This is a genomic window from Kitasatospora sp. NPDC059803 (genome assembly GCF_042732255.1).
Taxonomy (GTDB): Bacteria; Actinomycetota; Actinomycetes; order Streptomycetales; family Streptomycetaceae; genus Kitasatospora.
The window spans coordinates 1-26,268 of sequence record NZ_JBHWIJ010000017.1 but is presented as its reverse complement, the minus strand read 5'-3'; the positions used below and the strand labels follow the sequence as shown (position 1 = coordinate 26,268).

Here is a 26,268-nt window from a genome sequence, read left to right as displayed (position 1 = left end):
CCGCCCCGCGCCCGGCTGCGGGGGGGGGGGGGGGGGGTGTCCCCACACAAGATCCCCACCGGGGGCCCCCCCCCCCCCGCCGGCTCCGTCGCGTTCGACGACGAACGCGGACACCCCGCCGGCCCCCGGTCCGCCGGTGCGGGCCATCACCAGGTAGACCCGGGAGACGCCCGCGCCCGAGATGAACTGCTTGACGCCGTCGAGGACCCAGTGCGCCCCGTCCCGGCGGGCTCGGGTGGTCAGTGCCGCCGCGTCCGAGCCCGCGCCGGGCTCGGTGAGGCAGTAGCTGGCGGGGGTCGCCATGGCGCTGAGGCCCGGCAGCCACCGGGTGCGCTGGGCGTCGTCGCCGTAGCGGTCGATCATCCAGGCGACCATGTTGTGGATGGACAGGTAGGCGGCGATGGACGGGCAGCCGGTGGCCAGCGCCTCGAACACCAGCACGCCGTCGGCGCGGGTGAGCCCGGAGCCGCCGGACTCCTCGCGGACGTAGACACCGGCCAGGCCGACGTCCGCCGCCTTGCGCAGCACGTCCACCGGGAAGTGCTTGGCCTGGTCCCACGCGACCGCGTTCGGCGCCAGGTGTTCGCGGGCGAAGGCCCGGGTGGTCGCCGCGATGGCGAGCTGGTCCTCTGTGAGGTCGTGCACGGCGCCCTCAGCCCATCGTCGGGATGGTGAAGCTCGCGCCCTCCTTGACCCCGGAGGGCCAGCGCGAGGTGACGGTCCGGGTGCGGGTGTAGAAGCGGATCGAGTCCGGCCCGTGCTGGTTGAGGTCGCCGAACCCGGAGCGCTTCCAGCCGCCGAAGGTGTGGTACGCGACCGGCACGGGGATCGGCACGTTGACGCCGACCATGCCGGTGTTCACCCGGCGGGCGAAGTCCCGCGCCGTGTCGCCGTCCCGGGTGTAGACGGCCACGCCGTTGCCGAACTCGTGCTCGCCGGGCAGGCGCAGCGCCTCCTCGTAGTCGGCGGCGCGGAGCACGGTCAGGACGGGGCCGAAGATCTCCTCCCGGTAGATCCGCATGTCGGGCGTGACGCGGTCGAACAGCGAGGCGCCGAGGAAGTAGCCGTCCTCGTGCCCCTCCAGCCGGAAGTCCCGCCCGTCGACGACGAGTTCGGCGCCCTCCTCGACCCCGAGGTCCAGGTAGCCGCGGACCCGCTCCAGCGCGTCGGCGCCGACCAGCGGGCCGAAGTCCGCCGCCGGGTCGTCCGAGCGCCCGACCTTCAACGCGGCGATCCGCTCGACCAGTTTGGCCACCAGGGCGTCGGCCGTCTCCTCCCCCACCGGGACGGCCACCGAGATCGCCATGCAGCGCTCGCCGGCCGAGCCGTAGCCGGCGCCGATCAGCGCGTCCGCGGCCTGGTCGAGGTCGGCGTCCGGCATCACGACCAGGTGGTTCTTGGCGCCGCCGAAGCACTGCGCCCGCTTCCCGTGCGCGGCGGCGGTGGCGTACACGTACTGGGCGATCGGTGTGGAGCCGACGAACCCGACCGCCTGCACCCGCGGGTCCTCCAGCAGGGTGTCGACGGCCTCCTTGCCGCCGTTGACCACGTTCAGCACGCCCGGCGGCAGCCCGGCCTCCAGGAACAGCTCGGCCAGGCGCAGCGGCACCGAGGGGTCGCGCTCCGAGGGCTTGAGGACGAAGGCGTTGCCGCAGGCGATGGCGGGTGCGGCCTTCCAGAGCGGGATCATCGCGGGGAAGTTGAACGGCGTGATGCCCGCGACCACGCCGAGCGGCTGGCGCATCGAGTACACGTCGATGCCGGTGCCCGCGTTGTCGCTGAACTCGCCCTTCAGCAGGTGCGGGATGCCGGCGGCGAACTCCACGACCTCCAGGCCGCGTTGGATGTCCCCGTGGGCGTCGGCCACGGTCTTGCCGTGCTCGGCGGACAGCAGCCGGGCCAGTTCCTCCTTCTCCTGCTCGACGAGTTGGAGGAAGCGCAGCAGGACGCGGGCCCGCCGCTGCGGGTTCCACGCGGCCCATGCGGGCTGGGCCTGCGCGGCGTCGGCGATCACCGCCTCGACCTCGGCCCGGCTCGCCAGCGGCACCCGGGCCTGCACCCGGCCGATGTTGGGGTCGTACACGTCGCCGAAGCGACCGGAGGTGCCGGCGGTGGGCTTGCCGGCGACGAAGTGGGTCAGTTCTCGGACCATCGGGTTCCTTCTCTCGACAGGGGTGGGGAGAGGAGGAGGATCGGAGGCCGCCGCCGGTCGGCGGGCGCACGGTGGTGCGCCCCGCGACACGGGCGTGCGGCGGCGGAACGGAACGTCAGGGTGTCGGGGCCCCGGCGGCCGTGGGCACGGGACGACCAGGAGCGGCAGTGGAGCGGGAGCAGCTCGGAGTCATGCGTGTCGTCTCCATCCTCGTGGAAAACACGGATCACCCGCGGCCGGTATCCTGACTCCCGGATCACCGCACGCCCCCAGGCCTTCCCGGCTGGCTGCCAGTGGCCTTCGTCTGCGAGGACGAACTCCCCGGTCACAGTGGCGGGACCGTGCCGGACTCACACCGGCTTCCCTGACACCGCGGACCTGCCGTCGACCATATAGTTGGACGTCCTAGTAAGTCCAGAGGCCCGCACGCGCGTTGCGCCATCGGCTTTCCACCGCGCCGAGCGGCACGTGACCGGACGGTGTCCGCAAATCAGGCGCCCGGCAGCGCGGGGCCACGAGCCCGTAAAGTTAGCTGAGGCACACCTAAGCAACACAGGCCGGGCCCATCTTCGCCATACCGGCGCGGGCAGGCCTCGGCCGCCGACCGCTGTCGGCGCCGGAGGTGCGCCTGCCGGAGGTGTGCCTGCCGGGAGTGTCGGGACAGGGAGAACGATGTGAGGGTCGGTCGGGACGCCAGGCGTCCGCACGGGGAACTGGTCGCGGACGTGCTGGCGGTGTTGTGGGCGGCCGGCGAGCCGCTGACCGCCCAGCAGGTCAAGGAGGCGCTGGACCACGGGCTGGCCCGCACCACCGTGACGACGATCCTCACGCGCCTGCACGAGAAGGGGACCCTGGTCCGCAGCCGACCCGCGCGGTCCTTCGCCTACGCCCCGGTGGAGGACGCCGCCGGACTGGCGGCCGGGCGCATGCGCCGGGAGTTGGAGAAGGAACCCCAGCGGGACCTCGTGCTGAAGCGGTTCGTCTCCTCCCTGTCCGAGGACGACGAGGACGTGCTGCGCCGCCTGCTCCTCGATGCCCAGACCGAGGCCGAGGCCGGGGCCCAGACCGGGGCCAGGGCCGCGACCGCGGCGGACTCCGGCAGGCCCGGGCCCGAGGACGACGCATGGGCCTGATCCTGACGGTCGTCGCCCTGGCCCTGCTGCTCCCCTGGGCCGCGGCGCCCGCCGCACGCCGCCTGGCCCTGCTGCTCCCTCCGCGCGAGGCCTCGCTCGCGCTCACGGGCGCGGCCGTCCTGCTGGCGGGCGGCACCGTCGCGGCACTCGCCGGGCTGTTCCACGTCCCGTTCCTGGCAGGCCTGGAGCACCTGCCGCTGTCCGGCGTCGTCGCCCGGTGGCCGGCCGTGGTGCCGGTGTCCTGCGCTGCCGGGGCCGCGCTGGCCGTCCAGGCCGTACGGCTGACGCTGCGGTGGCGCGGGCACCGCGTGCTCCTCGCCCGTGCCTGGGGCCTGACCGCTGATGCGACGGGCGACGGCGACCTGCTCGTGGTCGCGGGCAAGGACGCCGAGGCCTTCGCCCTGCCCGGCCACCGGGGGCGCCCCGGCCGTGTCGTCGTCTCGGCCGGCATGCTGAGCGCGCTGGGCCCGGCGGAGCGCGCGGTGCTCCTCGCCCACGAGCGCGCCCACCTGCGCGGGCGCCACCACCTGCTGTCCGCCGCCGTCGACCTCGCCGCCGCCGTACACCCGGCGTTGGCCCGGCTGCGGGCCGACCTCGACTACCACCTGGAACGCTGGGCCGACGAGCAGGCCGCCGCCGCGGTCGCCGACCGGCGCACCGCCGCGACCGCCATCGCCCGGGCGGCCCTGGCCGGATCGCCGTCCGCCCGCCGAACCGCCGGGCCCCTGCTGTCCGTGAGCACCGGCCCCGTGCCCCAGCGTGTCCAGGCCCTCCTGGGCCCCGCACCCGCCCGCCCGACCGGCCGCAGGGCGCACGCCGCCGTCGCCCTGGTCGCCGCCGTCACGGTCGCGGCCCTGCTCAGCGCGGCCTTGGCCTACGGGCTGCACGAGTACGTCGAGTACGCGGCCCGGACCCTGAGGGCTCACGGCACGGTCTGACGACATCGATGTAGACCAACCGTGCGGGTCCGGGTATGGTGAGGCTCGGCTTACCCGTGCGGGTCTTGGCGCAGCCGCCCGCCCGCCGGCGATCAGAGGCCGCGTTCACTCCGGCCTCCGGGCTCGGCATCCCCGCGCGGGTGCCGCCACCATGGCCCCGGTCCGAGAACACGGCGGCCACCGGACGATGGGACCTGGTGTGTACGACGGGAGGACGGGCTCGACGAGCCCCTTCGAACAGACCGTCTACCTCCTGTCGACGGCCGGCAGGGCGGTCGACCGGCTGCTGGCCGACCGGCTCGACGCGAGGGGAATGGGCCCGGCCCATCAGGCGCTGCTGTCCGCACTCGCCCAGCTGGGGCCGCACGGGCGCCGCGACCTCATCGAGCACGCCGCCGCAACCGCAACCGCCGCAACCGGGGCCGACTCCGCCCAGGCACTGGACGACCTCCTGTCGGCAGGCCTGGTGCACTCCATGGTCGTCCAGATCGGCGGGCGGCAGGAGGTGCTGACGATCACCCCGGCCGGGCAGGCAGCGCTGGACGTGCTGCACGACGACGCATCCGCCGTACAAGGCGACCTGCTCGCCTCGTTGACGAAGGGCCAGCGCGCCGAACTCAACTCCCTGCTGCGGCGGGTGTGCACGGCGGCCGCCCGCGGCGCGGGACGCCGCACACCCTCGCCCTCGGGCCCCGGCTGGGTGCTCACCGGCGGACAGCGCCGACGGTGGATCTCCGAGTAGGAGTCAGCGGACGCCGGCGGGCTGCTGCGCGGTGAGCGGTGCGGGGTGGGGGCCCGCGAGGGGCAGGACGTGGTCGGCGTGGCCGGTGACGAGGGGGAGGTCATGGCTGACGAGGACCACCGCCAGGCCCCGGCTGGTGCGCAGGTCGTCGAGAAGGTCCATGAGCGCGGCGGCGGTGTCGGTGTCGAGGGCGGAGGTGACCTCGTCGCAGAGCAGGACGTCGGGTTCGGCGGCCAGGGCGCGGGCGAGGGAGACGCGCTGGCGTTGGCCGCCGGAGAGTTCGTGGGGGTGGCGGGTCGCGTAGTGCGGGGGCAGGCCGACGGCGGTGAGCAGTTCGGCGACGCGCTCCTCGCACCGGGCGGCGGGAAGGCCGAAGTGCAGCTTCAGCGGCCGGGTGAGGGTGGCACCGACGGTGTGGGCCGGGTTGAGGGCGCCGAGGGGGTTCTGGGGGACGAGCTGGATGCGGCGGCGCTGGTCGCGGCTGCGGCGCCGGTAGGACGGGGCCAGGTGTTCGCCGTGGAGGATGACGCTGCCGGACTCGGGCCGGTGAAGGCCGGCCAGGGTGCGCAGCAGCGTGCTCTTGCCGCATCCGGACGGGCCGGTGATCCCGGTCAGCGTGCCGGGCATCAGGGCGAGGTCGACGGCGGCGAAGACGCGGTGGCGGGTGCGGACCGTGCCGATGCCGGCGCTGAGCGCCTTCACCTCCACGACGGGCGGCATTCCGGAGGCGGCCCTGGTACGAACGCGTGCGGCCTGCACGGCCGTTGCCGGCACAACCCCGGCCACAGCCCCGGCCACCGCCGCAGCCCCAACCGCAGCCGGGGCCCCAGCCGGGGCCGCGGCAAGGCGGTCGGGCCACAGGGCCAGCACGTCGTCGGCGCAGCGGGCGACGAAGTCCGGGTCGTGACTGGTGAGGGCGATGGCGAGGCCGTCGGAGTCGGCGATCTCGCGCAGCAGGTCGGCGATGTCGTCGCGCAGGGCCGGGTCGAGGCCGGCGGTGGGTTCGTCGAGGAGGAGGATCTCGGGCCGTCGGGCGAGGGCGCGGGCAAGGGCGACACGCCGCTGCTGACCGCCGGACAGGCCTGCGGGGCGGCGGTGTTCGAGGCGCTCGCCGACCGGCAGGCGGACGGCGCGCAGCAGGTCGGGTACGGAGGTTCGGCGGCGGTCGGCGGCGGTCTCGGTCAGGAGGCGGTCGACGCGCATGCGCGGGTTGAGGTCTGAGCCCGGGTCCTGGCCGACGAAGGCGAGCTTGTGGCGGCGAAGGCGGCGAAGGTCCTCGGGCGGGAGGGCGAGGATGTCGTGGCCGAGGACGTCGAGGGTGCCGGTGGTGACGCGGGCGCCTGGTGGGAAGGCTCCGACCAGGGCGCGCAGGAGGGTGGTCTTGCCGGCGCCGGAGGGGCCGGTGATGGCGGTGACCCGGCCCGGGGTGAGGGCGACGGTGGCGTCGGTGAGCAGGGGCGTGCCCGCGAGGGCGATGGACAGGCCAGTGGCGCGGGCGGCGGGGGCGGCGGTGCTCACAGCGGGGTCTCCGGGGTCGGCCGGGCGGGGGCGAGGGCTTCGGCGGCGAGGTTGACGCTGATGGCGAGCAGCCCGATGGCCAGGCACGGCGCGCCGACCGCCCAGGGGTTGAGGGTGATCCCGGCGGCGTTCTCGCGGATCATCAACGCCCAGTCGGCTTCCGGGGGTTGGGGGCCGAGCTGGAGGAAGGCGGCGACCGAGACGATGTAGACGCCTTCGACGAAGCGCAGGCCGAACAGGGCGAGGAGGGTGGAGCGCAGGTTGGGCAGCACCTCGCGGACCGTCAGGTGCCACAGGCGTTCGCCGCCGACGGCCGCGGCCTCGACGTAGCCGGTGGCGGCGATGGGGGCGGCTGCCGCGGCGACGATGCGCACGGCGTAGGGAATGCCCAGGAGGGTGGCGGCGGCTGCGACGGCCAGGCGTCCCCCGGCGGGCCAGGCCAGGGCGATGAGCATGATGGCGAGGACGGAGGGCAGGAGGATCGTCAGGTCGGCGGCGCGTTCGATCCACCGGCCGAGCCGGGGCCGCAGGACGGCGAGGATGCCGAGGACGGTGGCCGCCGCCGTGACGACCAGGGCGATGGCCACGGCTGTGGCGATCAGGGGTGCGCCGCCGGTCAGCAGGCGGCTGAGGACGTCGCGGCCGAGCTGGTCACCGCCGAGCGGCGCGTCGCCGCCGGCTTCGGCGTAGGGGAAGGTGACGGGGGTGTCGATGGGGTGAGGGGCGAGGAGCGGTCCGGCGAGGGCGAGGAGGACGAGCAGGAGCGCGGGGACGGCGCGGACGAGCACGTGCCTCCTTCCCCGGGTGGCGGGCGCGGGGGCCGCTGCGGTCGGGGCATCGGCGGTCATCGGCGCTCCTCTCCGAGGGCGGTGGTGCGGATGAGGTCGGCCAGCAGCAGGAGCAGGCTGATGGCGGCGCCGGCCGCGGCCACGACTCCGGCGACGAGCGGGGTGTCACGGTCGGCGATGGCCCCGGCCAGGACGGCGCCGATGCCGGGGTAGTTGAAGAGGGTCTCGACGACGACGGTGCCGCCCAGCAGCATGCCGGCGGAGGTGGCGATGCCGACGGCGATGGCGGACAGGGCGCCGGGGAGCATGTGGTGGCTGAGGATGCGTCGGCGCGCGAGGCCGTCGAGGACGGCGGCCTGGACGTGCGGCAGCGCGGCCTGGTCGGCGAGCGCGCCGCGCACGATGCGGGTGTTCCAGCCGATCTGGGGGACGGCCAGCGAGAGCACCGGCAGGACGAGCATGGTCCAGGACTCGGGGGCTCCGTCGGGGCCGGTGAGGGTGACGGCGGGCAGCCAGCCGGTCCACTGGGACAGCAGGAGCAGGAGGGCGACGGAGACGACGAACTCCGGGAGGGCGAACGCGGCGGTGGAGGCGGCGTCGATGGCGCGGTCGGTGCGTCCGCCGGGGCGCAGGGCGGCCCAGCTCCCGAGCGCGAGGGCGCCGATGGTGCTCAGGGCGAGGGCGAGGGTGCCCAGGAGCAGGGTGTTGGGGAAGGGGCCGGCGAGGATGTCGGTGACGTGCTGGCCGCGCGCGGTGACGCCGAGGTCGCCGGTGGGCAGGCCGGTCATCCAGTCCCAGAAGCGTTCGGCCACCGGGCGGTCGAGCCCGAGGGCGTTGCGGCGGGCGGCGAGGTCGGCGGCGGTGACCCCGCGCTCGGCGGTCGCGCCGGCGGCGTCGCCCGGGAGCAGCTCGACGGCGGCGAAGACGCCGGCGAGCAGGACGACGAGCAGGGCCAGGCGCCGGGCCGCCTGCCGGGCGACCCGGCCCGCACCGGGGAGGATGCGGGCCGGGGTGCCCTGCGGCGCGCGGGCGCCGGCCGGCTGGAGCGTGGTCAACGCGCCAGCCAGGTCTTGTCGAGCTGGACGCGGCCGTAGCCGGGAAGCCTGGGCAGGTCGCGCACGGCGGCTCCGGCGAGGTCGATGCCGTCGGCCATGCCCCACAGCAGGTAGCCGGACTCGGCGAACTCGATCTCCTGGAGCCGGTGCAGCAGTTTGTCGCGCGCGGCGGCGTCGGCGGTGCCCATGGCCGTGCGGTAGGCCTCGTCGAACGCGGGGTCCTTGAAGGCGGACTCGTTCTGGCCGGCGTCGGAGAGCATCGTCTTGGAGGCGAAGAAGACGACCGAGTCGTTGGTGCCCCAGTACGTCGTGTAGAGCGGCGCCTTGAGCCAGGTGGCGTCCCAGAAGACCTTGGAGTCCTGCTTCACGACGTTGATCTTCACGCCGGCCTCGCGGACCTGGGTGGCGAACAGGGTCGCGGACTCGGCGAGGCCGGAGACGTCCTCGGTGGTGATCAGGTCGTAGGTCCGGGAGGTGTCGAACCCGGCGTCGGAGAGCAGCTGCTTGGCCTTGGCGAGGTCGCGCCCCCGCTGCGGTATGTCCTTGGCGAAGGCGGGGTCGCCGGTGCCGAGGATGTCGTTGGCGACGCTGCCGTAGCCGGAGAGGACCTGCTTGACCATGGCGTCGCGGTCGACCGCCAGCTTCAGGGCCTCGCGCACCCGTGCGTCGGCGAACGGGCCGTCGGCGGTGCGCATGACGACGGGCATCGCCATGTCGTTGGGGCGGCGCAGGATCTGGACGTCCTTGCGGGCCTCGGCGGTGCGGGCGGCGACGGCGCCGACGTTGGAGGCGAGGTCGATCTGCCCGGCGAGCAGGGCGTTGGCCATGGCCTGCGGGCTCTCGAACAGGCGCACCTCGACGGCGTCGAGCAGCACCTTGCCGCCGTACCAGTTGTCGTTGCGCACCAGCCGGGCGTTGCCGTCGCGGTACCAGTCGAGCTTGAACGGGCCGGTGCCGGGAGCCCCGGCGATCGCGTCGTCCTTGGTGTCCTTCTTCAGGACGAAGGTGGTCAGACGGGTCAGCAGCGGCAGATCCGCGTTGGGGTAGTCGGAGACCAGGACGACGGTCTTCGCGTCCTCGGCCCTGATGCCCTCGGGCTGGATGCCGGGCAGCCGGCTCTTGCCCGCCGGGGTGTTGCGCAGGCGCTGCAGCGACCAGACCACGTCGGCGGCGGTGACCGGGGTGCCGTCGTGGAACGTCGCGCCGTCGGCGATCGTGAAGCGCCAGGTCTTCAGGTCCTCCGACGGCTTCCAGGAGGCCAGGCGCGGGACGGTGTTGGCGGTGGATCCGGGAACGGCCAGCGTGTCGTAGAGCAGACTGATGATCAGGTAGTCGCTCTCGTTGGCCTGCGTGCCGTGCGGGTCACGGGTGATCGCGGAGGCCTTGCCGAGAGCACCGACCTTCAGCGTCCCCCCGGCGCGGGGCTGCGAGGACACCGCGCCCGCGGACGCGGCGTCCTTGGATCCGCCCGCGCCACTGCCACAGGCGGCGAGCGCACCGGCCGCCCCGATACCGGCACCGGCCCACAGCAGCTCTCGTCTGGTGACGCCCACGTTCGTTCCTCGATTCGGGTTGAACTCGATTTGCTTAGGTTTACCTACCCTAAGTTTGAGACGGGTCGCAAGCCGCCCGACGGAGCGCACCGGCCCACCGGGCGTGCGCCCCCCTGCCGCAAACAGCAATCCGAGCAGCGGAGTTGCCCCCGCGCGGCAGGTGCGCCACCACCCCGAACTGAGACTACGTAAATGTAGACATCTGATCGGGTAAGGCTTGCCTTACCTCGAAGTCGTTGTTACGTTTCCTGTCGTCCGGCCGTCCGAGCCGACCCGGACCCCACGCCTCACGCGCTGCTCCCGCCCGCCGTCCCGCACCGGCGCGGTGATGCCGCGTGCCCGCAACACCTCTCCCCACCCCTGCCCACGGAAGGCCCCGCCGTGCCCACCTGCCCTGCCCCGGTACGCCGTCTCGACACCGCCGCCACTGCGGAACTGACCGCCACCGCCGCCAAGCTGCTGGACTTCCACGGCTCCGCCACCAGCCCCCGCCTGCTGGCCGACCTGCCCGTGATGTGCGCCCAGCTCAGCCGCGAACTCCGGCACGCGCTGCGGCCCGTGGACACCGCCGACGGCCTGTTCGTACTGCGCGGACTGCACCCGGACGACGCGGAGCTGGGCCCGACACCCGGCCACTGGTCGACCGTCGGGGACGCGGGCGCGCTGTGGGACGTCGTGCTGCTGCTCGTCTCCACGCTGATGGGGACCCCGATCGCCTGGGACGGCCAGCAGGAAGGCCGGTTCGTACACAACATCGTCCCCTCGCCCGGCCACGAGAGCGAGCAGACCGGCGCCTCCAGCTCCGTCCTGCTCACCCCGCACACCGAGGACGCCTTCCACCCCGGCCGCGCCCACCTGCTCCTGCTGTGCTGCATGCGCAACCACGACAACATCGCCACCACCGCGGCCAGCATCCGCCTCACCGACCTTGCCGACGAGGACGTCGCCCAGCTCAAGCGTCCGATCGTGCCGATCCTGCCCGACGACGCCTACGAGCAGGCCCAGCAGTTCGCCGGCCGACCCGCACCGGTGCCCACCCTCTTCTCGGCACCCGAAGGCCTGACCATGCGCTTCGACCCCGCCTACACGCCGGTCGAGGACGCCGACGAGACCTGGCGCGCGGCCTACCGGCGCCTGGAGGACGAACTCGCCCGCGTCTCGGTGGCGGTGAGCCTGGAGCCGGGCGACGTGCTGGTCGTCGACAACGACATCGTCGTCCACGGCCGCGTCCCCTTCCGGGCGCGCTACGACGGCACCGACCGCTGGCTCAAGCGCGCCTCCGTACGCGTCGAGGGCCGCCCCACCCGCCCGGTCGCCGAACACGACGAACACGGCTACGGCCAGGCCGCGCTCACCGCCTGACCTGCCTTCCTGCTCTCCTGCTCTCCTGCTCTCCTGCCATACCGACTTACCGCCTTCCAGATGCCGCCTCACCCATCCGAAAGGGCACCCCCGTGGACCGGGACGACACCACCCTGCGCGTACTCTCCACCAGCGACCTCGCCGGCCTGGACATCACCCTGACCGACGTCGTCGACACCGTCGAACAGGCCTACCGCACCCTGGCCGCGGGCCAGTCCGACAACCCGCGCAAACTCACCGTCAAGCCCGCCGACGGACACTCCGTCTCCTACGCCATGCTCGGCCGCGACGGGGCGCGCAACGTCGTCGCCATCAAGACCTCGTACAAGCACGGCCTCGACAAGGGCCGCGAGGAGCAGCACTACTACACGACGCTGACCGTCTACGACGACGTCACCGGCCTACCGGTCGCCATGATGGACTGCTCGCGCATCGGCTCGCTCCGCACACCGGCCGTCTCCGCCCTGCTGGCCCGCGAGTGCGCCTCCCCCGACGCCTCCACGGCGCTGGTGATCGGCACGGGCACGCAGGGCCGCCTCGCGCTGCCGTTCCTGCTCACCACACTGCCGAAGCTGGAGCGGCTGCTGCTGGCCGGCACCCACCCCGACGGCATAGCCGCCGTCCGCCAGGAGCTGGAACGCCACTTCCCCGGCCGTGAGCTGGAGTTGGTCACCGACCTCAAGCGCGCCGCGCACGACGCGGACGTCATCGTCGCCACCGCCGGCGCTCACACCTCCGCCGCCGTCGAGGCCGACTGGCTGAAGCCCGGCGCGACCGCGATCCTCGTCGGCCACGGCCTCGCCCCGTCCACGCTGCACCGAGCCGACCGCATCATCGCCACCAGCGAGGCCCAGATGCGCGTCACCGGCACCGACATGGCCGACGCCGACGGAAACCTGCCCGCCGTCGACCTGGAGCTGCCCGCCGCCATCTCCGGCGCCTCCCAGGCCCGTACCGCACCCGGCCAGCGGATCTTCGCCTACAACAGCGGCCTGGTCGTCACCGACATCGCGCTGGGCCACCGCTTCGCCCAGCTCGCCGCCGACCAGAACCTCGGCACCGAGGTCGCGCTGTGGCGCTGACCCTTCCCGCCCACCCCGATCCCCTCCACGACAGGATCGCGGCCGGAGACCTCCTGCACGACCTCTCCCACGCCTTCGGCGGACCGTTCCACTTCGTGCTGCCCGAACGCTTCGACGCCAACCTCGCAGCCTTCCGGGCCGCGCTCGACGAAGCGGAGGTGGAGGGCACGGTGTACTTCGCGAAGAAGGCCAACAAGGCCGCCGCATTCGTCGAACGCTGCGCCCACGCGGGAGTCGGCGTGGACGTCGCCAGCCACGGCGAGCTGCGCGAAGCCCTCGGCCACGGTGTGCGCGGCGAGGACCTCGTCGTCACCGGGCCCGCCAAAGCCGAGCCGCTGCTGCGCGTCGCGGCCCTCCAAGGCGCACTGATAGCCGTCGACTCCCTCGACGAACTGAGCCGCGTCCTGCACCTGGACGTCCCCCGACCCGTCCGCATCCTGCTACGCCGCTTCCCACCCACCCGAACCGGGAGCCGCTTCGGCCTCACCGACGACCAGCTCGACACCGCGCTGCTACGCTGCGCCGCGGCGAAGGAGCGGGTCCGGATGGAAGGCTTCAGCTTCCACCTGTCCGGCTACGACGTGCAGCCCCGCGCCGACCTCGCCGGAGAACTCGTCGAACTCTGCCTCAAGGCACGGCTCCTGGGGCTGCAGGCCGACCGGATCAGCATCGGCGGCGGCTTCGCCGTCGACTACGTGCCCGCCGAGGCCTGGCACACCTTCCTCGCCGAACAGGGCCCCGACGACTACCACGCCCGCAAGTCCTTCAGCACGAGCGACTTCTACCCCTACCACTCGCCCGTCGCCGGGGCCGATGCCCTGCGGGCCGTCCTCGCCGCCCGCCCCCACGGCACGGGTGAGCCGCTGGCCGGGCGGCTGCGCGAGGCGGGCGTGATGCTGCTGCTGGAACCCGGACGCGCCCTGCTGGCCGGGGCCGGCTCCTCGGTGTTCGCCGTCCAGGGCGTCAAGGACCGCCCCGGGTACGGGATCGTCACCGTCGACGGCAGCAGCCTGAGCCTGTCCGAGCAGTGGTTCAACAGCGAGTACCTGCCCGACCCCCTGCTCCTCACCCCGCACCCCGACCAGGACGCCGCGGAGTACCGGGCGTGCGTGGGCGGGGCCAGCTGCCTCGACTCCGACCTGCTCACCTGGCGCAAGATCGCCTTCCCCCGCCGCCCCCGGGTCGGCGACCTGCTCGTCTACCCCAACACCGCCGGCTACCAGATGGACTCGAACGAGTCCCCCTTCCACGACCTCCCCCTGCCGGCCAAGGTCGTCATCCACCACGAGAACGGCCGGCTGCGCTGGCGTCTCGACCGCCGCCCGGCCCTGTGACCCGACACCGCCCCGCTCCCGAGAAAGCGCCCCTCGCCATGACCGACGCCCTCCACCGCCCCCCGGTGGTCACCCGGATGACCGACCTCATCGGCTACACCCCGCTGTTCGAGCTCGCCCGCGCCGACAACGGCGCCCGCCTCCTGCTGAAGCTGGAGATGTTCAACCCCACCGGCAGCGCCAAGATCCGCATGGCCCGGCAGATGGTCCTCGACGCCGAGGAGCGCGGCCTGCTGCGCGAGGGCGGCCACATCATCGAGTCCACCTCCGGCAACACCGGCCTCGGGCTGGCCGTCGTCGCCGCCGAGCGCGGCCACCGCTTCACCGCCGTCGTCGACAACCACGCCGCCGCCGACAAGCTGCGCGGCATGAAGGCGATGGGCACCGAGCTCGTGTACGTCGACGCCGACACCGACGGCGAGGAGCTCCACACCGCCGCCCGCGAGGAACTGGCCGAGGAGATGGCCCGCGGCAAGGACAACACGTTCTTCACCGAGCAGCACAACAACCCCAGCAACGCGGTGGGTTACTTCGCGGTCGGCCGGGAGATCGCCCAGGCCCTCGACAACCGGGTCGACGTGCTGATCGGCGCGGTCGGCACCGGCGGCGGCTTGTGCGGCACCGCCCGCGAGCTCAAGAAGTACGTGCCCGGTGTCTCGGTCGTCGGTGTCGAGCCGAAGGGCTCCATCGCCTTCGGCCCGCCCGCCCACGACTACTACCAGTCCGGCACCGGCACCCCCGAAGGCGCCACCATCGGCCTGCTCGTCGACTACGACCTCATCGACGAGGGCGTCAAGGTCGGCGACGTCGAGGCCTTCGCCACCGCCCGCGTCGTCGCCCGCCGCACCGGCCTGCTCATCGGCGGCTCCGCCGGCGGCGTCGTCCACGACGCCCTGGCCCGCCTGACGGCCCTTCCGCCGGACGCCGTCATGGTCGCGTTCATCAACGACGGCGGCGAGAAGTACATGGATACCGTCTTCAACGACGACTGGATGACCGCCCGCAACCTCATCGACGAGGCCGTCGAGGCCGAGATCGACGAGTCCCTCGCCAAACTCCGCAGGCCCTGACATCCAGAGACGTGACATTGAGAGACTGACACCCACCATGCAGCAGCTGACCACCCTGGCGCGCGACAGCCGCGCCCTCACCGCCCTCGCCGTCCCGCTCGCCCTCACCCAGCTCGCCCAGGTCGCCCTCACCACCACCGACACGATCATGATGGGCGTCCTGGGCACCGAGGCGCTGGCCGCCGGCGGCCTCGCCCTGGTGATCTTCAACCAGCTCCGCACCATGGGCGTCGGGCTGGTCACCTCCGTCGGCAACCAGGTGGCGGCGGCAGCGGCCCGCGCCGAGCGCGGCGCCGAGGAGACCGGCGCCAAGGAGACCGGAGCCGCCACCGAACCGGCCACCGCCAGCGAACCGGCCACCGGCGCCGACCACGAGGTCCGGGGCCTGGTGCGGGCCGCGATGGCCGTCGCCACCCTCGCCGGCCTGGCCGGCGCCGTCCTGATGGTCCTCATCGGCCAGGCCGCCACCTGGCTCGGCCAGGACGCCACCGTCGCCCACCGCGCCCAGGGCATGCTCGCCGCCCTCGCCCCCGGCCTCGTGCCCTGCCTCTGGTTCCAGGCCGTCCGCCAGTTCACCGTCGGCATGCGCCGCCCCCAGGCCCTGCTGCAGATCACCCTCGCCTCCGTCGCCGTCAACGCCGCCCTCAACTGGGCCTTCATCCACGGCACCTGGGGCCTGCCCCGGCTCGGCCTCACCGGTATCGGCGTCGCCACCAGCAGCGTTTACCTACTGTCCTTCCTCGCCCTCTACACCTCCGCCCGCCGCGACCCGCACCTCGCCCCCCTGCTCAGCCTCGACTTCTGGCGCGCCGATCCGGCAACCGTCCGCCGCCTGCTCGGCCTCGGCACCCCCATCGCGGCCACCTACGGCTCCGAGGCCGGGTTCTTCTCCGTCACCGCCCTGCTCGCCGGCAGCTTCGGCCCGGCGGCGCTCGCCGCCCACACCGCCGTCAACCAGCTCGTCTACATCGTCTTCCAGGTCGCCGTCGGCCTCTCCCACGCGGCCTCCATCAACGTCAGCCGCGAACTCGCCCTCGGCGAGCACGCCGCCGCCCGCCGGATCAAGAACACCGCACTCGCCTGCGGCGCCGTCGTCACCGCCCTCGTCGGCATCGTCTACCTCACCGTCCCGGACCTCGTCCTGCGCCCCTACTTCGACCCGGACTCGCCCGCCGACCAGCAGGGCCTGACCATCGCGACCAGCCTCCTCGTCATGGTCGCCGTCCTGCAGCTCTTCGACTGCGCCCAGAACATCGGCGTCGGACTGCTTCGCGGCCTCGACGACACCAAGAGCGGCTTCCGCATCACCCTCATCGGCTACTGGGCCGTCGGCCTGCCCTCCGCCTGGCTCCTCGCCTACCCCCTCGGCGGCGACATCCGCGGCCTCTGGTTCGGGCTGCTCATCGGCCTCGCCACCACCGCCGCCCTCCTCCTGCGCCGCTACAGCCGCTCCCTCGCCGCGAAGGCCGCCGCGGCGCCCGAGGCCGTCTCCGCCGGAGCCTGACCGCCCGCCGGAGGTGCCGGGGCAAGGCCCGCCCCGCCCTCCGGCGGCACGTGTCGTTCTTTCGCGGGCCCCCGCCCCTTGCCGGAACGTTCCGGCATGGCTAGATTCTTCACCACGCCAGCAAAGCTGACTGAACTTTCAGTTATGCCGCAGGGTCGCGCCAGCACCAGAGAACAGAAGGAACACCCATGACCACGTCCACCACCACCGGCCGCACGGCCGCAGGGGGCCCCGCCTCCCGCACCTGCCGGACGTCCCGCCGGCAGACGAGGACGGTCCGCCCGTGACCTCGTACGCCGTCCTCACCTCCTTCGGCTCTCCGCTCGGCTCCCCCGGCCGCACCAGGCCGGCCGAACGCACGCCACTGCGCGTCGGGCTCGTGCAGATGCGCTGGTACGCCGACCCGGCCGAGCACGACGACCGGCTGCGCGAGGGCGTGGCACTCGCCGCCGCGCAGGGCGCGACGATGGTGTACCTGCCCGAGCTGACCCGCAGCCCCTACTTCTGCAACACCGACGACCCGATGGCGGAGGGCGCCGCCCGCTACCTGGAGGACGTCGAAACCGGGCCCACCGCCAGCCTCGCCGCCGAACTCGCCGCGGAACTGGGCATCAGCGTCCACGCCTCCCTGTACGAGCGCGCCGAGGACGGCGGCCTCGGCTACAACACGGCCATCTGCGTGGACCGCGACGGTACCCTCGTCGCCCGGACGCGGAAGAACCACATCCCGGCCTTCCCCGGCTACCGCGAGGACCTGTGCTTCCGCCCCGGCGACAGCGGGTTCCCCGTCCTGACCCACCAGGGCGCCGCCTTCGGCTTCCCCACCTGCTGGGACGAGTGGTTCCCCGAACTCGCCCGCGCCTACGCGCTCGGCGGCGCCGAAGTCCTCGTCCACCCCACCGCCATCGGCTCCGAGGTGGACCTCCCGGACTTCGACACCCGGCCCATGTGGGAGCACGCCATCAGCGCCAACGGCCTCGCCAACGCGCTGTTCATGATCGTGCCCAACCGGATCGGGACGGAGGGCCGGTCCACCTTCTACGGCTCGTCGTTCATCTCCGACCCGTACGGCCGGATCCTGCTCCGCGCCCCGCGCGACCGGCCCGCCGTCCTGGTCGCCGACCTCGACCTCGACCAGTGCCGGGACTGGCGGGAGTTCGGCCTCCTGCGCACCCGCCGCCCCGAGCTGTACGCCCCGCTGACCGCAGCGAGCCGCACCGACGCCTGACCGGACGCCCCGGCGCACCCCCGCCGGGGCGTCCCGCCGCCCCTTTCGCCCCGTCGGGCGCCGGATGCGCGCCGGGGCCGGCGTCAACTACCCTGCCCAACAGCGCAGTTGACGCACCCGCCGCACCGGTTTCAGCCGGTGGCCGTCGGAGTGGGCGAAGCCGCGCCGGTGGGCGGGGCCTGGCAGGACAGGACGACCATCACACTCACACCCTGGCCGGGCTTCGACGCACCCGCCGAAACGGTGTAGCCGTCCGACTCGTGGACGGCATCGAACTCCCAGGTGGGCGCGGTGGACTGAGCGTCCGAACCGGACGCCAACGAGGTGATCTTGAAGCCCTCGCCCGCGAGCTTCTCCCGCAGCGCCCGCAGCACCTCGGGGCGCTTGTCGTCCTCGGCCTTCAACAGGACCCCCGAGCTGAGCTGGTAGGCCTCGCCCTCATCGGCCACACCCAACCCCCGCCCCTGGCACCTGTAGTAGCCGACGAGCTTGCTCCACGGATCGCGCTCAAGGCCCGTCAGCTCGCGCACGTGGTCCTGGACCCGATCCGTCCGGGCCAGCGCCTCCTCCCGGGACTCGACACGTGTGGGCACGCTCGGTGTTCCAGATCCTCCGCCCGGCGACCCCACGGACGAGCACGAGCCGAGCACCAGGGCGCCCGACACCATCAACACGGCCGCGCAGGCCGCCCGGACGGCCGCCCCGGACGGCACGGCCGTCGATCTCTTCAACAAGTGCAGTACTCTCCCCCGATGACAGGTGTGCGTTGTGCCATCCGGATGCTACGGCACCACCGGGGAGGCTCCGCAGGTGGCGCCGAAGCGTGACAGCTGACACCAAGGCGCGCGCGTACCGATGGACCCGAGGGACCCGGGGAGCCATCTGACGAGCACGATGAACCGGGCCACCACAGGTGGAACCCGGCCGGACATGTGGGAACTACGGGAGACGTGTCGCCGTCCGGACGAGGTCGGCGACGGCCCTGGACCGACTGTGCGGTGGCCAGGCGATCACGGTGGTGACTTTCGGCGCGTCCAGCACGGGCACCGCGGCGAGGCCACCGTGCAGTTGGGCGCGGCACGACTCCGGTGAGGCCGCGCAAGCCCGGCCGAGCGCGACGAGCTGCAACAACTGTGCGTGGTCGCGGACTTGGGGGCCGGGTCCGGGTGCGTAGGTGCCGTCGGGTTTGGGCCAGCGTGGCAGCGGCAGGCCCGGCAGCCCGGTGATGTCGGCCATGTGTACGTGGTCCCGGACGGTGAGCGGATGCCCGGCCGGCAGGACCGCCACCTGGCCCTCCGTGCTGAGCGCCTCGGCGTGGAGCCCGGCCGTCGAGTCGAACGGCCGGTGCAGCAGCGCCACGTCGGCCCGGCCCTCGCGCAGAAGTCGTCCCTGCTCGGCCGGGCCGCACAGGATGACGTCGACGGGGACCGAGCCCGGTTCGGCGGCGTACGCGTCGAGCAGTTCCGCCAGCAGTTCGCTGGACGCGCTGGCCTTCGTGACCAGGACCAGGCCGGGGCCGCCGGTGGGGGAAGCGGCGGCGCGGCGGGTCCGACGCTCGGCGGCGTCGACCGCCTCCAGGACCGCCCGGCCCTCGACCAGCAGGACCGAGCCGGCCTCGGTCAGCGTGACGGTGCGGCTGGTCCGGTCCAGCAGCGCTGCCCCGAGCCGACGTTCGAGCTGCTGGATCGCCCGTGACAGCGGCGGTTGCGCGATCCCGAGGCGCTGCGCGGCGCGCCCGAAGTGCAGCTCTTCGGCGACGGCGACGAAGTAGCGCAGTTCCCGGGTCTCCATCCGGCCACGGTACTCCGGATCAATACCCGGACGGTATCGGTGCCCACCCGATCGGTCTTGGACCCCCACCGGGGGCCGCGGGCAGCATGGCCCCATGAGCGAACGAACGACTGCGCTGGTCACCGGCGCGAACAAGGGAATCGGCTACGAGATCGCCGCAGGCCTGGGCGCCCTCGGCTGGAGCGTCGGCGTCGGCGCCCGCGACGACCAGCGCCGCGAGGCCGCGGTGGAGAGGCTGCGCGCGGCCGGCGTCGACGCGTTCGGCGTACCGCTGGACGTGACCGACGACGCGAGCGCGACCGCCGCCGCCCGGCTGATCGAGGAACGGGCCGGGCGCCTCGACGCGCTCGTCAACAACGCCGGCATCGCCGGCGGCATGCCGCAGGAACCCACCCGGGTCGACCCCGCCACCATCCGGACGGTCGTGGAGACCAACGTGATCGGCGTCATCCGCGTCACCAACGCGATGATGCCGCTGCTGCGGCGCTCCGCCTCACCCCGGATCGTGAACATGTCCAGCAGCGTCGGCTCCCTCACCCGACAGTCAGGAGCCGCCCCCGAGCAGACGGCGGGTCCGGTGGCCGTGGCGTACGCGCCGTCGAAGACGTTCCTGAACGCCGTCACCCTCCAGTACGCCCGGGAGCTGAGCGGCACGAACATCCTGATCAACGCCGGCTGCCCCGGCTACGTCGCGACCGACCTCAACGGCTTCCACGGCGTGCGCACCCCCGAACAGGGCGCGGCGATCGCGATCAAACTCGCGACCCTGCCCGACGACGGCCCGACCGGCCAGTTCTTCGAGGACGCCGGCGTAGTGCCCTGGTGATGCGCACGGCGGCCGCCGCCCCGGCCGCCACTCCGGCGCCCGGGGATCCGCATCGCAAGGTCACCACACCCGCATGGTCTTGTCCTGTCCCGAGCGCCTGGTCACTGCGAAGGCGAACCGGTTGACAGAAGGCTGCCATGCCGGGCGTCGCGACCGGCGAAGAGCGGTTCAGCCGGGGCTTCCCGGGGCGAGGTGGCGACATCCTAGATCATCAAGTTGAGGTTCTGTCAGGTTCCGCGACTTCGACTCCGGATCCACCACCGGTTGTGCTTCCCTTCGTTCCGGACCGCCGAGTTCGGCGGCCCGGTTCTGCCCCGCGACACACACGATGGAGACGGAATGCCTGAGAACGAGACCGTAACTGGCGCCACCCTGCGCACGCTGACCCTGGACATAGAGGGCCGACCCTCCACCACGTGGCGCCTTGACGACCCGCAGGTGCTCGCCGATCTGAAGAAGACTCCGTTCGTCCTCGCCGAAGGTGCCCACTACAGGCTCAGTTACAGCTTCACGGTGAGCGGTGACATCGTGTCCGGCCTCAAGTACGTCTCCGCAGTCTTCCGCAAGGGTCTCAAGGTCTCCAAGGACCAGCAGATGCTCGGCTCATTCGGCCCGCAGGACAAGGAGCACACGGTGCGCCTTCCCCGGCACGGCTGGGAGGAGGCTCCGAGCGGGCGGCTGTCCCGCGGCAACTACACCGCCAAGTCAACCTTCGTGGACGACAACGGCACGACACTCGGGGAGCTTGAGTACGCCTTCGACATCACCGAGAACTGGCCGGCCACCGAGTCGACCAGCTGACACACCTCCTCACTTCCTCTCCACGCCAAGGGCAGGCACTCGCCGTTGCCCTTGGCGTGGCCCCGCACCACCTCGGTTTCCGGGCCCGTCCGACGCCGTGACGCGCTCCACCGAGCAGGAGGTGCTCTCCGGGTTCCGACCGGGCCCTCCGCGCCGAAGCGCGACAGCCGACACCGAGATCGGCCGAACGGGTGGGCACCAGCGGCGCCGGAGGCCTTGTGCGTGCACGAAGGCAAATCGCCGTGCGTAACTGTGCGCGGGTCCAGCGGGCACACGGTCCGCCGTACGAGCCGATGGCCGCAGCCCTCCCCGCCCCGCCCCCCGAACGGAGTCGCCCACCCATGCGCACCCCCGCTCTCGCCGCCCTCTCGCTGGCGGTCGCCCTACCCCTGACGGGGTTGGCCGCCACCGGCACCGCCGCCGCCCAGTCCTCCGCCTCCCGAGGGGTGCCGATCACGGAGTGCGCGGGCGTCCCCAAGGTCCGCGACGCCGGCGCCGAGGACTACCTCTGCACCCGGAAGGAACTCGGCCCGGTCACCCTGCCGACGGACTCCGTGGTGACCAAGCTGCTGGCGGGCTACGACCGGCTGGGCGGAGTGACGCCGGTGCGCTTCCTGGACTGGTACCGGGACTGGAGGGGGTGGAAGTACCCGGACAACAACGGCTTCACCGACAACAACGGCACCCTCGACATGGCCGTACAGAGCATGACGGAGCACCAGAAGCTGGACCGCTTCGGGAACAGCGCCTACGGCTCGTTCCTCGCCCCCGGCGGCACGCCGTTCCCCCAGCGCGCCCTTCCGCCGGACTCCCTCAACGGAGGCGAGGACAACTACCACTGCTTCGAGGTGCAGAAGCCGTTCCAGGTCCAGCAGGGGCACATCGCGGGCGCGTTCTCCCAGCCGGGCAACGGACTCCAGCAATGGCTCGACCCGACCCTGAAGCCGGGCGACATCCCGGGCACGTACGACGTCGCCGCCCTCATCACCGCCGGGTACCTGACCGAACACGTCGCCGACAAGAACTTCTGTCTGACGGGCAACGACGCCGCCTGACCCCCACCCGGGCAGACCGCGCTGCGCACGGTCGGCAACCGACACCCGCCCCGCCCGGCAACGCGCCCGGCGGGGCCGGCGCGGCAGTCGGCACGGGTCTGTGACCTGCGGCGACACCGGGACGGTCCGGCCTTCGGCACTCCCGCTCCTACCGCCGCTGCCTCTCGCTCGGCGTGCGGGTTGAGCACCCTCCGCAGCACCTCCGCAGCACCTCCGCACCATGGCGCGGGAAAGTCCGGTGCATCGATGACTGCCGGCCCCTAGCATGCGTGGGTGAACCTTTCGCATCTCGGCGTGCCGATCGGACCGATGATCCGTGTCCACGGCGGGTTCGCCAACCGGATGTACCGGCTCGACACCGACCAAGGGTCGTTCGCGGTGAAGGAGTTGAACCTCGTCGACCGCCGCTGGACCTATCGCGTCGAGGACGTGTTCAGGTTTGAGCGGGCGGCCTTCGCCGCCGGCATCCCGATGCCGGAGCCGATCTCGGCCGGCCAGCACACGCTCGTGCACCGATGGGTCGAGGGAGAGAAGGTGCCCGAAGCACCGGTGTCGGCGGCGTACGCGTTCGAGATCGGTGAGATCCTCGCGCGCATCCACGCGCTCGACGTCGCGTGGACCCATGTGCCGATCGAGGAACCGACGTCACGGGACTGGCCCGAGCTCGCCGCGCGGGCGGCGGCGACCGGACAACCGTGGGCCGACGAACTCGCCTCTCGCGTCGAGACGTTCCTCGCGATCGCCCACTTCGTCGACACCTGCGAACGGCCGGGCCCCGTCGTGCTGACCCACAAGGACATCCACCCGTGGAACCTGCTCGCTCGGGAGGGTCGGCCGGTGGTGCTCGACTGGGAGCTCTCGGGAATGCTCGACCTGTCCGGTGAGCTCGGCTCGACCGCGCTGAGCCTCGCGAAGGGGCCTGGCTTCGACCACATCGAGCCCGCCGTCTTCCGCTCGGTCCTCGACGGCTATGTCGCGGGGGGCGGAGCGCTGCCGCCGCCAGGTCCGAGCTGGTTCGTGTTCATGATCGGCGGCTGGCTGGGGCACACGAGGTGGAACATCCTCCGGTGCCTCGCCGGTGTCGAGTCGAGCACCGGCCCTGACCTCGCGCTGTCGCACGAGTCCGTGCGCAACGGCTTGCGCGGCCTCCCCGACCTGTTCGGCCGACTTCCGGAGTTCGAGGCGCTGCTCGTGTGACAGTGGCCCGCGCCTGTGCCCGGTGTGCGGCGCAAGGCGCGCCGGACGCGACGCCGGCGGCGACACGGACGACCGAGCCCCCGCCCGCCTGTGAGCCAGATCACCGTTGAGGTTGACCCTGGGTCAGGGCTCAAGCTCCTCGCAACGGCGCGACGCCGACCCGGGCGTCACCGATGCGAAGGAGCACACCACCATGTCACTCCCCGTTTCCGGCCCTTCCGACCAGGACGAGAGCACCCTGCGGACCGACCGCCCGGAACTGCAGAAGGCGATCGAGGAGATCGTCGACTCCGGTTTCACCGGGGTGTCGCTGCGCGTGCACGACGAGCGGGGCGCGTGGGTCGGCAGCGCCGGGGCGGCCGAACTGGGCGGGGCCGCGAAGCCGCCGACGGACGGGCACGTCCGGATCGGCAGCAATACCAAGACCTTCACCGCGACCCTGGTGCTGCAACTGGTGGCCGAGGGCAAGGTCGGGCTGGACACCCCGGCGGCGCACTACCTGCCCGAGTTCGGGCTGGACGGGCGGATCACGGTGCGGATGCTGCTGCAGCACACCAGCGGGGTGTTCAACCACACCGGCGAGGTCTACGCCGACGGGACGGTCGCGCCGGGCATCCCCATCCCCTACGGCACCACGGGCAGGGAGTGGATGGACAACCGGTTCAAGACCTACCGGCCGCAGGAGCTGGTACGGCTGGCGCTGTCCAGGCCGGCCCGGTTCGAGCCGGGGGCGGGCTGGAGCTACTCCAACACCAACTACGTGCTGGCCCGGCTGCTGATCGAGAAGGTCACCGGCCGCCCGGTCGCCGAGGAGATGCAGCGGCTGGTCCTGGGGCCGCTCGGGCTGTCGGGCACCGTGCTGCCGGGCGCCTCGTCGGAGATCCCCGAACCGCACGCCCACGCCTACTACCGGTACGAGGACGCCGGCGAGCAGAGGACGATCGACATCACCCGCCAGAACCCCTCCTGGATCTCCAGCGGCGGCGACATGATCTCCACCACCCGGGATCTCCACACGTTCATCTCCGCACTGCTGGGCGGCAGGCTCCTGCCGGCCCCGCTGCTGGCGCAGATGTGCACCCCGCACCCGACGGGCATCCCGAACATGGACTACGGCCTGGGCGTGTTCGTGGTGACGACGGACGGCGGCGCCACCGTCGTCTCCCACAACGGCGCCGCCGTGGGCCACGCGGCGCTGATGTACAGCACGCCCGACGGCAGCCGGACCCTGACCGCCGCGCTGAACTGCGTGGACGACGCCGACCTGTCCATCGGCGGGGCGTTCCAGCAGGCGATGCACAGGCTCGTCGACGAGGTGTTCTGCGGCGGGCCGGCCGATCCGTCCCGGCCGACGGACTGATGTGGCGTGCGTAGCCGCCGAGTTCGAATACGGGGCAGGATTGGCGGATGAACGGAGTCACGATCGGGCAGGCGGCGGCATTCGTCGGCATCACGGTGAAGACGGTGCGGCACTACCACAAGCTCGGCCTGGCCGAGGAGCCGGAACGCGACAGCTCCGGATACCGGCGGTACGGATCGGCCGACCTGTTGCGGCTGGTGCAGATCCGGACGCTGGCCGCCGCCGGGGTGCCGCTGGCCGAGACCGGGCCCCTGCTCGACGCCGACGCCGCGTTGTTCACCGCCAAGCTCGCCGACGTCGAACGTCAACTCACCGAGCGGATCGAGGAGTTGACCGCGCGGCGCGACACCCTGCACCGGCTCACCGACGGCGACCGGGCGCTGCTGCCCGACCGCGCCGTGGCACTGCTGGAGCGGATGGCCGACCTCGGCTTCACCCCGGACGAGGCGGCGGCCACCAGGGAGGGCTGGGTGCTGGCCAGGGCCCTGGTCCCGGAAGGCTTCGACGACTACCTCACCCATGTCGAACACGCCCTGCTGGACAGCCGGTTCGTCGCCTTGCTCAAGCGCGGCGCCGAAGCCGCGGCCTGGGAGCCGGACGACCCGCGCATCGCCGAACTCGCGACCGCCGCGGCCGACCACTTCCTCGCCAACCCCGCCCAGCTGAAGATCGTGACCGGCCTCCAAGCCCGCACCGAAGCCGCGACCCGGTACCAGCTGATCGCCCACCACGGCGAAGAACAGGGATCGGCCGAGGCCCGGCTGGTCGCGCTGGTCGAGACCAGGCTCCGCTCCGCCAACGTCCGCATCCCCAGGCCGGACTCCCCCTGACCGAGACGGGACCGATCATTCGAGGAAGCCGCCCCGGCCTACGGGGCCGGGGCGGCTTATGCGTTTGTCGGTGGCGCAGGTGTCGGGGGCTCAGGCGCCGTACTCGTAGCCGACCGTGACTCGGGTCGGGACGACCCAGAGGCCGAACTCGATCACGCCCTCGTCGTCCGACCAGCGATGCACCCCGCCCAGGACCGGGGATCCCACGCGAAGACCCAGGGCCGATGCCTCTCGGGCATCGCACTCCCGGGCATGCATGTCATCCCGGGCATGCGTGATCGTCCGGCCGGAAGCGTCGAGCACTTTCGCAGTGAGACCCGCGTTCTTGCCGGGCGCCGTCGAGAGCAGATCCGGCACCAGCGCGGCGAAGTGCGCCGGGTACCAGACGACCGCCAGCATGGTCCGGCTCCGGCCCCGGCCCGCGATGTACTCGCGCCTGACCAGCTGATCGCCGGGATCAAGGTTGAAGATGTCCTGCACGTACAACGGGGGCACCACCAGCTCGGCGGCCGTGACCCGGCTGGTTTCGCCCTCCATCAGGCTGGACCTGAGCCGCTGGACCGTGGTCAGCCGGTCCCGTCCCGTCGCGGTCGACGTCACCTCGTCCGCGACGAACGTGCCACGCGGACTCGTCCTGATGAGCCCTTCCACCATCAGCTGGTTCAAGGCCCTGCTGACGGTTGCCGCTGCGACGTTCCACCGCTGGCACATCTCCCTGTTGGTCGGGAGTTTCTCGCCTGGAACGAGTTCGCCGGTGAGTATCGCCTGCCGGTAGTGATCGGCGATCGCGGTGAACGTCTTGGAGCCGGCCATGCGCTACTCCTCGGTCGGGGTGACAGTCACTCAGGAGCACACTAGTAGGGCTTGGTCAGGTCTGTGCGGTAGTGGCGTGTCTGTTGGTGGGTTGTGTCGTTGGTGGTGTGTGACACCTGAGGAGATGGCCGGGGTC

General features: G+C 72.6%; 24 protein-coding genes and 1 riboswitch. Of the genes, 15 read left to right on the top strand and 9 right to left on the bottom strand.

Annotated features, from left to right (window positions below):
* Positions 1 to 645 (bottom strand): acyl-CoA dehydrogenase family protein (locus ACFV6I_RS04750; RefSeq protein ID WP_380423577.1); only part of this gene is annotated, 645 nt, incomplete at its 3' end.
* A gap of 7 nt (positions 646 to 652) precedes the next feature.
* Entirely contained in the window at positions 653 to 2,152 is a 1,500-nt protein-coding gene (locus ACFV6I_RS04745) for a CoA-acylating methylmalonate-semialdehyde dehydrogenase (protein ID WP_380423576.1), read from the bottom strand.
* A 216-nt stretch (positions 2,153 to 2,368) separates the two neighbouring features.
* A riboswitch (cobalamin riboswitch) is annotated at positions 2,369 to 2,560 on the bottom strand.
* 266 nt (positions 2,561 to 2,826) lie between these two features.
* On the opposite strand from ACFV6I_RS04745, the gene ACFV6I_RS04740 reads away from it, so the two are divergent.
* The 3 genes from ACFV6I_RS04740 to ACFV6I_RS04730 all read left to right on the top strand — a co-directional run bounded on the left by ACFV6I_RS04740 (position 2,827) and on the right by ACFV6I_RS04730 (position 4,965).
* Entirely contained in the window at positions 2,827 to 3,285 is a 459-nt protein-coding gene (locus ACFV6I_RS04740) for a BlaI/MecI/CopY family transcriptional regulator (RefSeq protein WP_380423575.1), read from the top strand.
* Positions 3,276 to 4,223: a M48 family metalloprotease gene (locus ACFV6I_RS04735; protein ID WP_380423574.1), complete on the top strand. Its 948-nt coding sequence runs from the start codon at positions 3,276 to 3,278 to the stop codon at positions 4,221 to 4,223. Before ACFV6I_RS04740 ends, ACFV6I_RS04735 begins: the two co-directional genes overlap by 10 nt.
* 199 nt (positions 4,224 to 4,422) lie before the next feature.
* Entirely contained in the window at positions 4,423 to 4,965 is a 543-nt protein-coding gene (locus tag ACFV6I_RS04730) for a MarR family winged helix-turn-helix transcriptional regulator (protein WP_380423573.1), read from the top strand.
* A 3-nt stretch (positions 4,966 to 4,968) separates the two neighbouring features.
* Here the strand turns inward: ACFV6I_RS04730 and ACFV6I_RS04725 are convergent, their stop codons facing one another.
* From ACFV6I_RS04725 to ACFV6I_RS04710, 4 genes are read right to left on the bottom strand one after another with little or no spacing between them, the layout of a single operon-like run.
* On the bottom strand, positions 4,969 to 6,483 hold the full coding sequence (locus ACFV6I_RS04725) for an ABC transporter ATP-binding protein (protein ID WP_380423572.1): 1,515 nt from the start codon (positions 6,481 to 6,483) through the stop codon (positions 4,969 to 4,971).
* Positions 6,480 to 7,331 (bottom strand): ABC transporter permease, encoded by an 852-nt coding sequence (locus ACFV6I_RS04720; protein ID WP_380423571.1) that lies wholly within the window; start codon positions 7,329 to 7,331, stop codon positions 6,480 to 6,482. The genes ACFV6I_RS04725 and ACFV6I_RS04720 overlap by 4 nt, the downstream gene beginning before the upstream one ends.
* On the bottom strand, positions 7,328 to 8,326 hold the full coding sequence (locus tag ACFV6I_RS04715) for an ABC transporter permease (protein WP_380423570.1): 999 nt from the start codon (positions 8,324 to 8,326) through the stop codon (positions 7,328 to 7,330). The genes ACFV6I_RS04720 and ACFV6I_RS04715 overlap by 4 nt, the downstream gene beginning before the upstream one ends.
* The gene (locus ACFV6I_RS04710; protein ID WP_063352238.1) at positions 8,323 to 9,879 is read right to left on the bottom strand and encodes an ABC transporter substrate-binding protein; all 1,557 of its coding nucleotides are present in this window, start codon (positions 9,877 to 9,879) and stop codon (positions 8,323 to 8,325) included. Before ACFV6I_RS04710 ends, ACFV6I_RS04715 begins: the two co-directional genes overlap by 4 nt.
* 381 nt (positions 9,880 to 10,260) lie before the next feature.
* On the opposite strand from ACFV6I_RS04710, the gene ACFV6I_RS04705 reads away from it, so the two are divergent.
* The 6 genes from ACFV6I_RS04705 to ACFV6I_RS04680 all read left to right on the top strand — a co-directional run bounded on the left by ACFV6I_RS04705 (position 10,261) and on the right by ACFV6I_RS04680 (position 17,459).
* Positions 10,261 to 11,241: a TauD/TfdA family dioxygenase gene (locus ACFV6I_RS04705; RefSeq protein ID WP_380423569.1), complete on the top strand. Its 981-nt coding sequence runs from the start codon at positions 10,261 to 10,263 to the stop codon at positions 11,239 to 11,241.
* Positions 11,242 to 11,333: 92 nt separating this feature from the next.
* A complete protein-coding gene (locus ACFV6I_RS04700; RefSeq protein WP_244293805.1) occupies positions 11,334 to 12,323 on the top strand; it encodes an ornithine cyclodeaminase family protein in 990 nt (329 codons plus the stop codon).
* Positions 12,314 to 13,657, top strand: coding sequence for a Y4yA family PLP-dependent enzyme (locus ACFV6I_RS04695; RefSeq protein ID WP_380423568.1), 1,344 nt, complete (start codon positions 12,314 to 12,316; stop codon positions 13,655 to 13,657). The genes ACFV6I_RS04700 and ACFV6I_RS04695 overlap by 10 nt, the downstream gene beginning before the upstream one ends.
* A 38-nt stretch (positions 13,658 to 13,695) precedes the next feature.
* The gene (locus tag ACFV6I_RS04690) at positions 13,696 to 14,727 is read left to right on the top strand and encodes a cysteine synthase family protein (protein ID WP_063352242.1); all 1,032 of its coding nucleotides are present in this window, start codon (positions 13,696 to 13,698) and stop codon (positions 14,725 to 14,727) included.
* Between the two features lie 37 nt (positions 14,728 to 14,764).
* A complete protein-coding gene (locus ACFV6I_RS04685) occupies positions 14,765 to 16,231 on the top strand; it encodes an MATE family efflux transporter (RefSeq protein WP_380423567.1) in 1,467 nt (488 codons plus the stop codon).
* A gap of 283 nt (positions 16,232 to 16,514) precedes the next feature.
* The gene (locus tag ACFV6I_RS04680) at positions 16,515 to 17,459 is read left to right on the top strand and encodes a nitrilase-related carbon-nitrogen hydrolase (RefSeq protein ID WP_380423566.1); all 945 of its coding nucleotides are present in this window, start codon (positions 16,515 to 16,517) and stop codon (positions 17,457 to 17,459) included.
* A gap of 131 nt (positions 17,460 to 17,590) precedes the next feature.
* Here ACFV6I_RS04680 and ACFV6I_RS04675 read toward each other — a convergent pair whose 3' ends face one another.
* Positions 17,591 to 18,052 (bottom strand): hypothetical protein, encoded by a 462-nt coding sequence (locus tag ACFV6I_RS04675; protein ID WP_380423565.1) that lies wholly within the window; start codon positions 18,050 to 18,052, stop codon positions 17,591 to 17,593.
* 346 nt (positions 18,053 to 18,398) lie between these two features.
* Complete coding sequence (locus ACFV6I_RS04670) at positions 18,399 to 19,250, bottom strand: LysR family transcriptional regulator (RefSeq protein WP_380423564.1); 852 nt, start codon at positions 19,248 to 19,250, stop codon at positions 18,399 to 18,401.
* A gap of 94 nt (positions 19,251 to 19,344) precedes the next feature.
* Between ACFV6I_RS04670 and ACFV6I_RS04665 the strand changes: the two genes are divergently transcribed.
* The 6 genes from ACFV6I_RS04665 (at position 19,345) to ACFV6I_RS04640 (ending at position 25,319) form a co-directional block, all read left to right on the top strand.
* A complete protein-coding gene (locus tag ACFV6I_RS04665) occupies positions 19,345 to 20,076 on the top strand; it encodes an SDR family oxidoreductase (RefSeq protein ID WP_380423563.1) in 732 nt (243 codons plus the stop codon).
* Between the two features lie 339 nt (positions 20,077 to 20,415).
* Positions 20,416 to 20,877, top strand: a complete 462-nt coding sequence (locus ACFV6I_RS04660; protein ID WP_380423562.1) for a hypothetical protein — start codon at positions 20,416 to 20,418, stop codon at positions 20,875 to 20,877.
* Positions 20,878 to 21,218: 341 nt separating this feature from the next.
* Positions 21,219 to 21,932 (top strand): TNT domain-containing protein, encoded by a 714-nt coding sequence (locus ACFV6I_RS04655; protein WP_380423561.1) that lies wholly within the window; start codon positions 21,219 to 21,221, stop codon positions 21,930 to 21,932.
* Between the two features lie 294 nt (positions 21,933 to 22,226).
* The gene (locus ACFV6I_RS04650) at positions 22,227 to 23,129 is read left to right on the top strand and encodes a phosphotransferase family protein (RefSeq protein ID WP_380423560.1); all 903 of its coding nucleotides are present in this window, start codon (positions 22,227 to 22,229) and stop codon (positions 23,127 to 23,129) included.
* Between the two features lie 193 nt (positions 23,130 to 23,322).
* Complete coding sequence (locus ACFV6I_RS04645; RefSeq protein WP_380423559.1) at positions 23,323 to 24,489, top strand: serine hydrolase domain-containing protein; 1,167 nt, start codon at positions 23,323 to 23,325, stop codon at positions 24,487 to 24,489.
* Between the two features lie 47 nt (positions 24,490 to 24,536).
* A complete protein-coding gene (locus ACFV6I_RS04640; protein WP_380423558.1) occupies positions 24,537 to 25,319 on the top strand; it encodes a MerR family transcriptional regulator in 783 nt (260 codons plus the stop codon).
* Between the two features lie 90 nt (positions 25,320 to 25,409).
* On the opposite strand, the gene ACFV6I_RS04635 is transcribed toward ACFV6I_RS04640, so the two are convergent.
* Positions 25,410 to 26,132 (bottom strand): GntR family transcriptional regulator, encoded by a 723-nt coding sequence (locus tag ACFV6I_RS04635; protein WP_063352252.1) that lies wholly within the window; start codon positions 26,130 to 26,132, stop codon positions 25,410 to 25,412.
* Positions 26,133 to 26,268 lie beyond the last annotated feature (136 nt).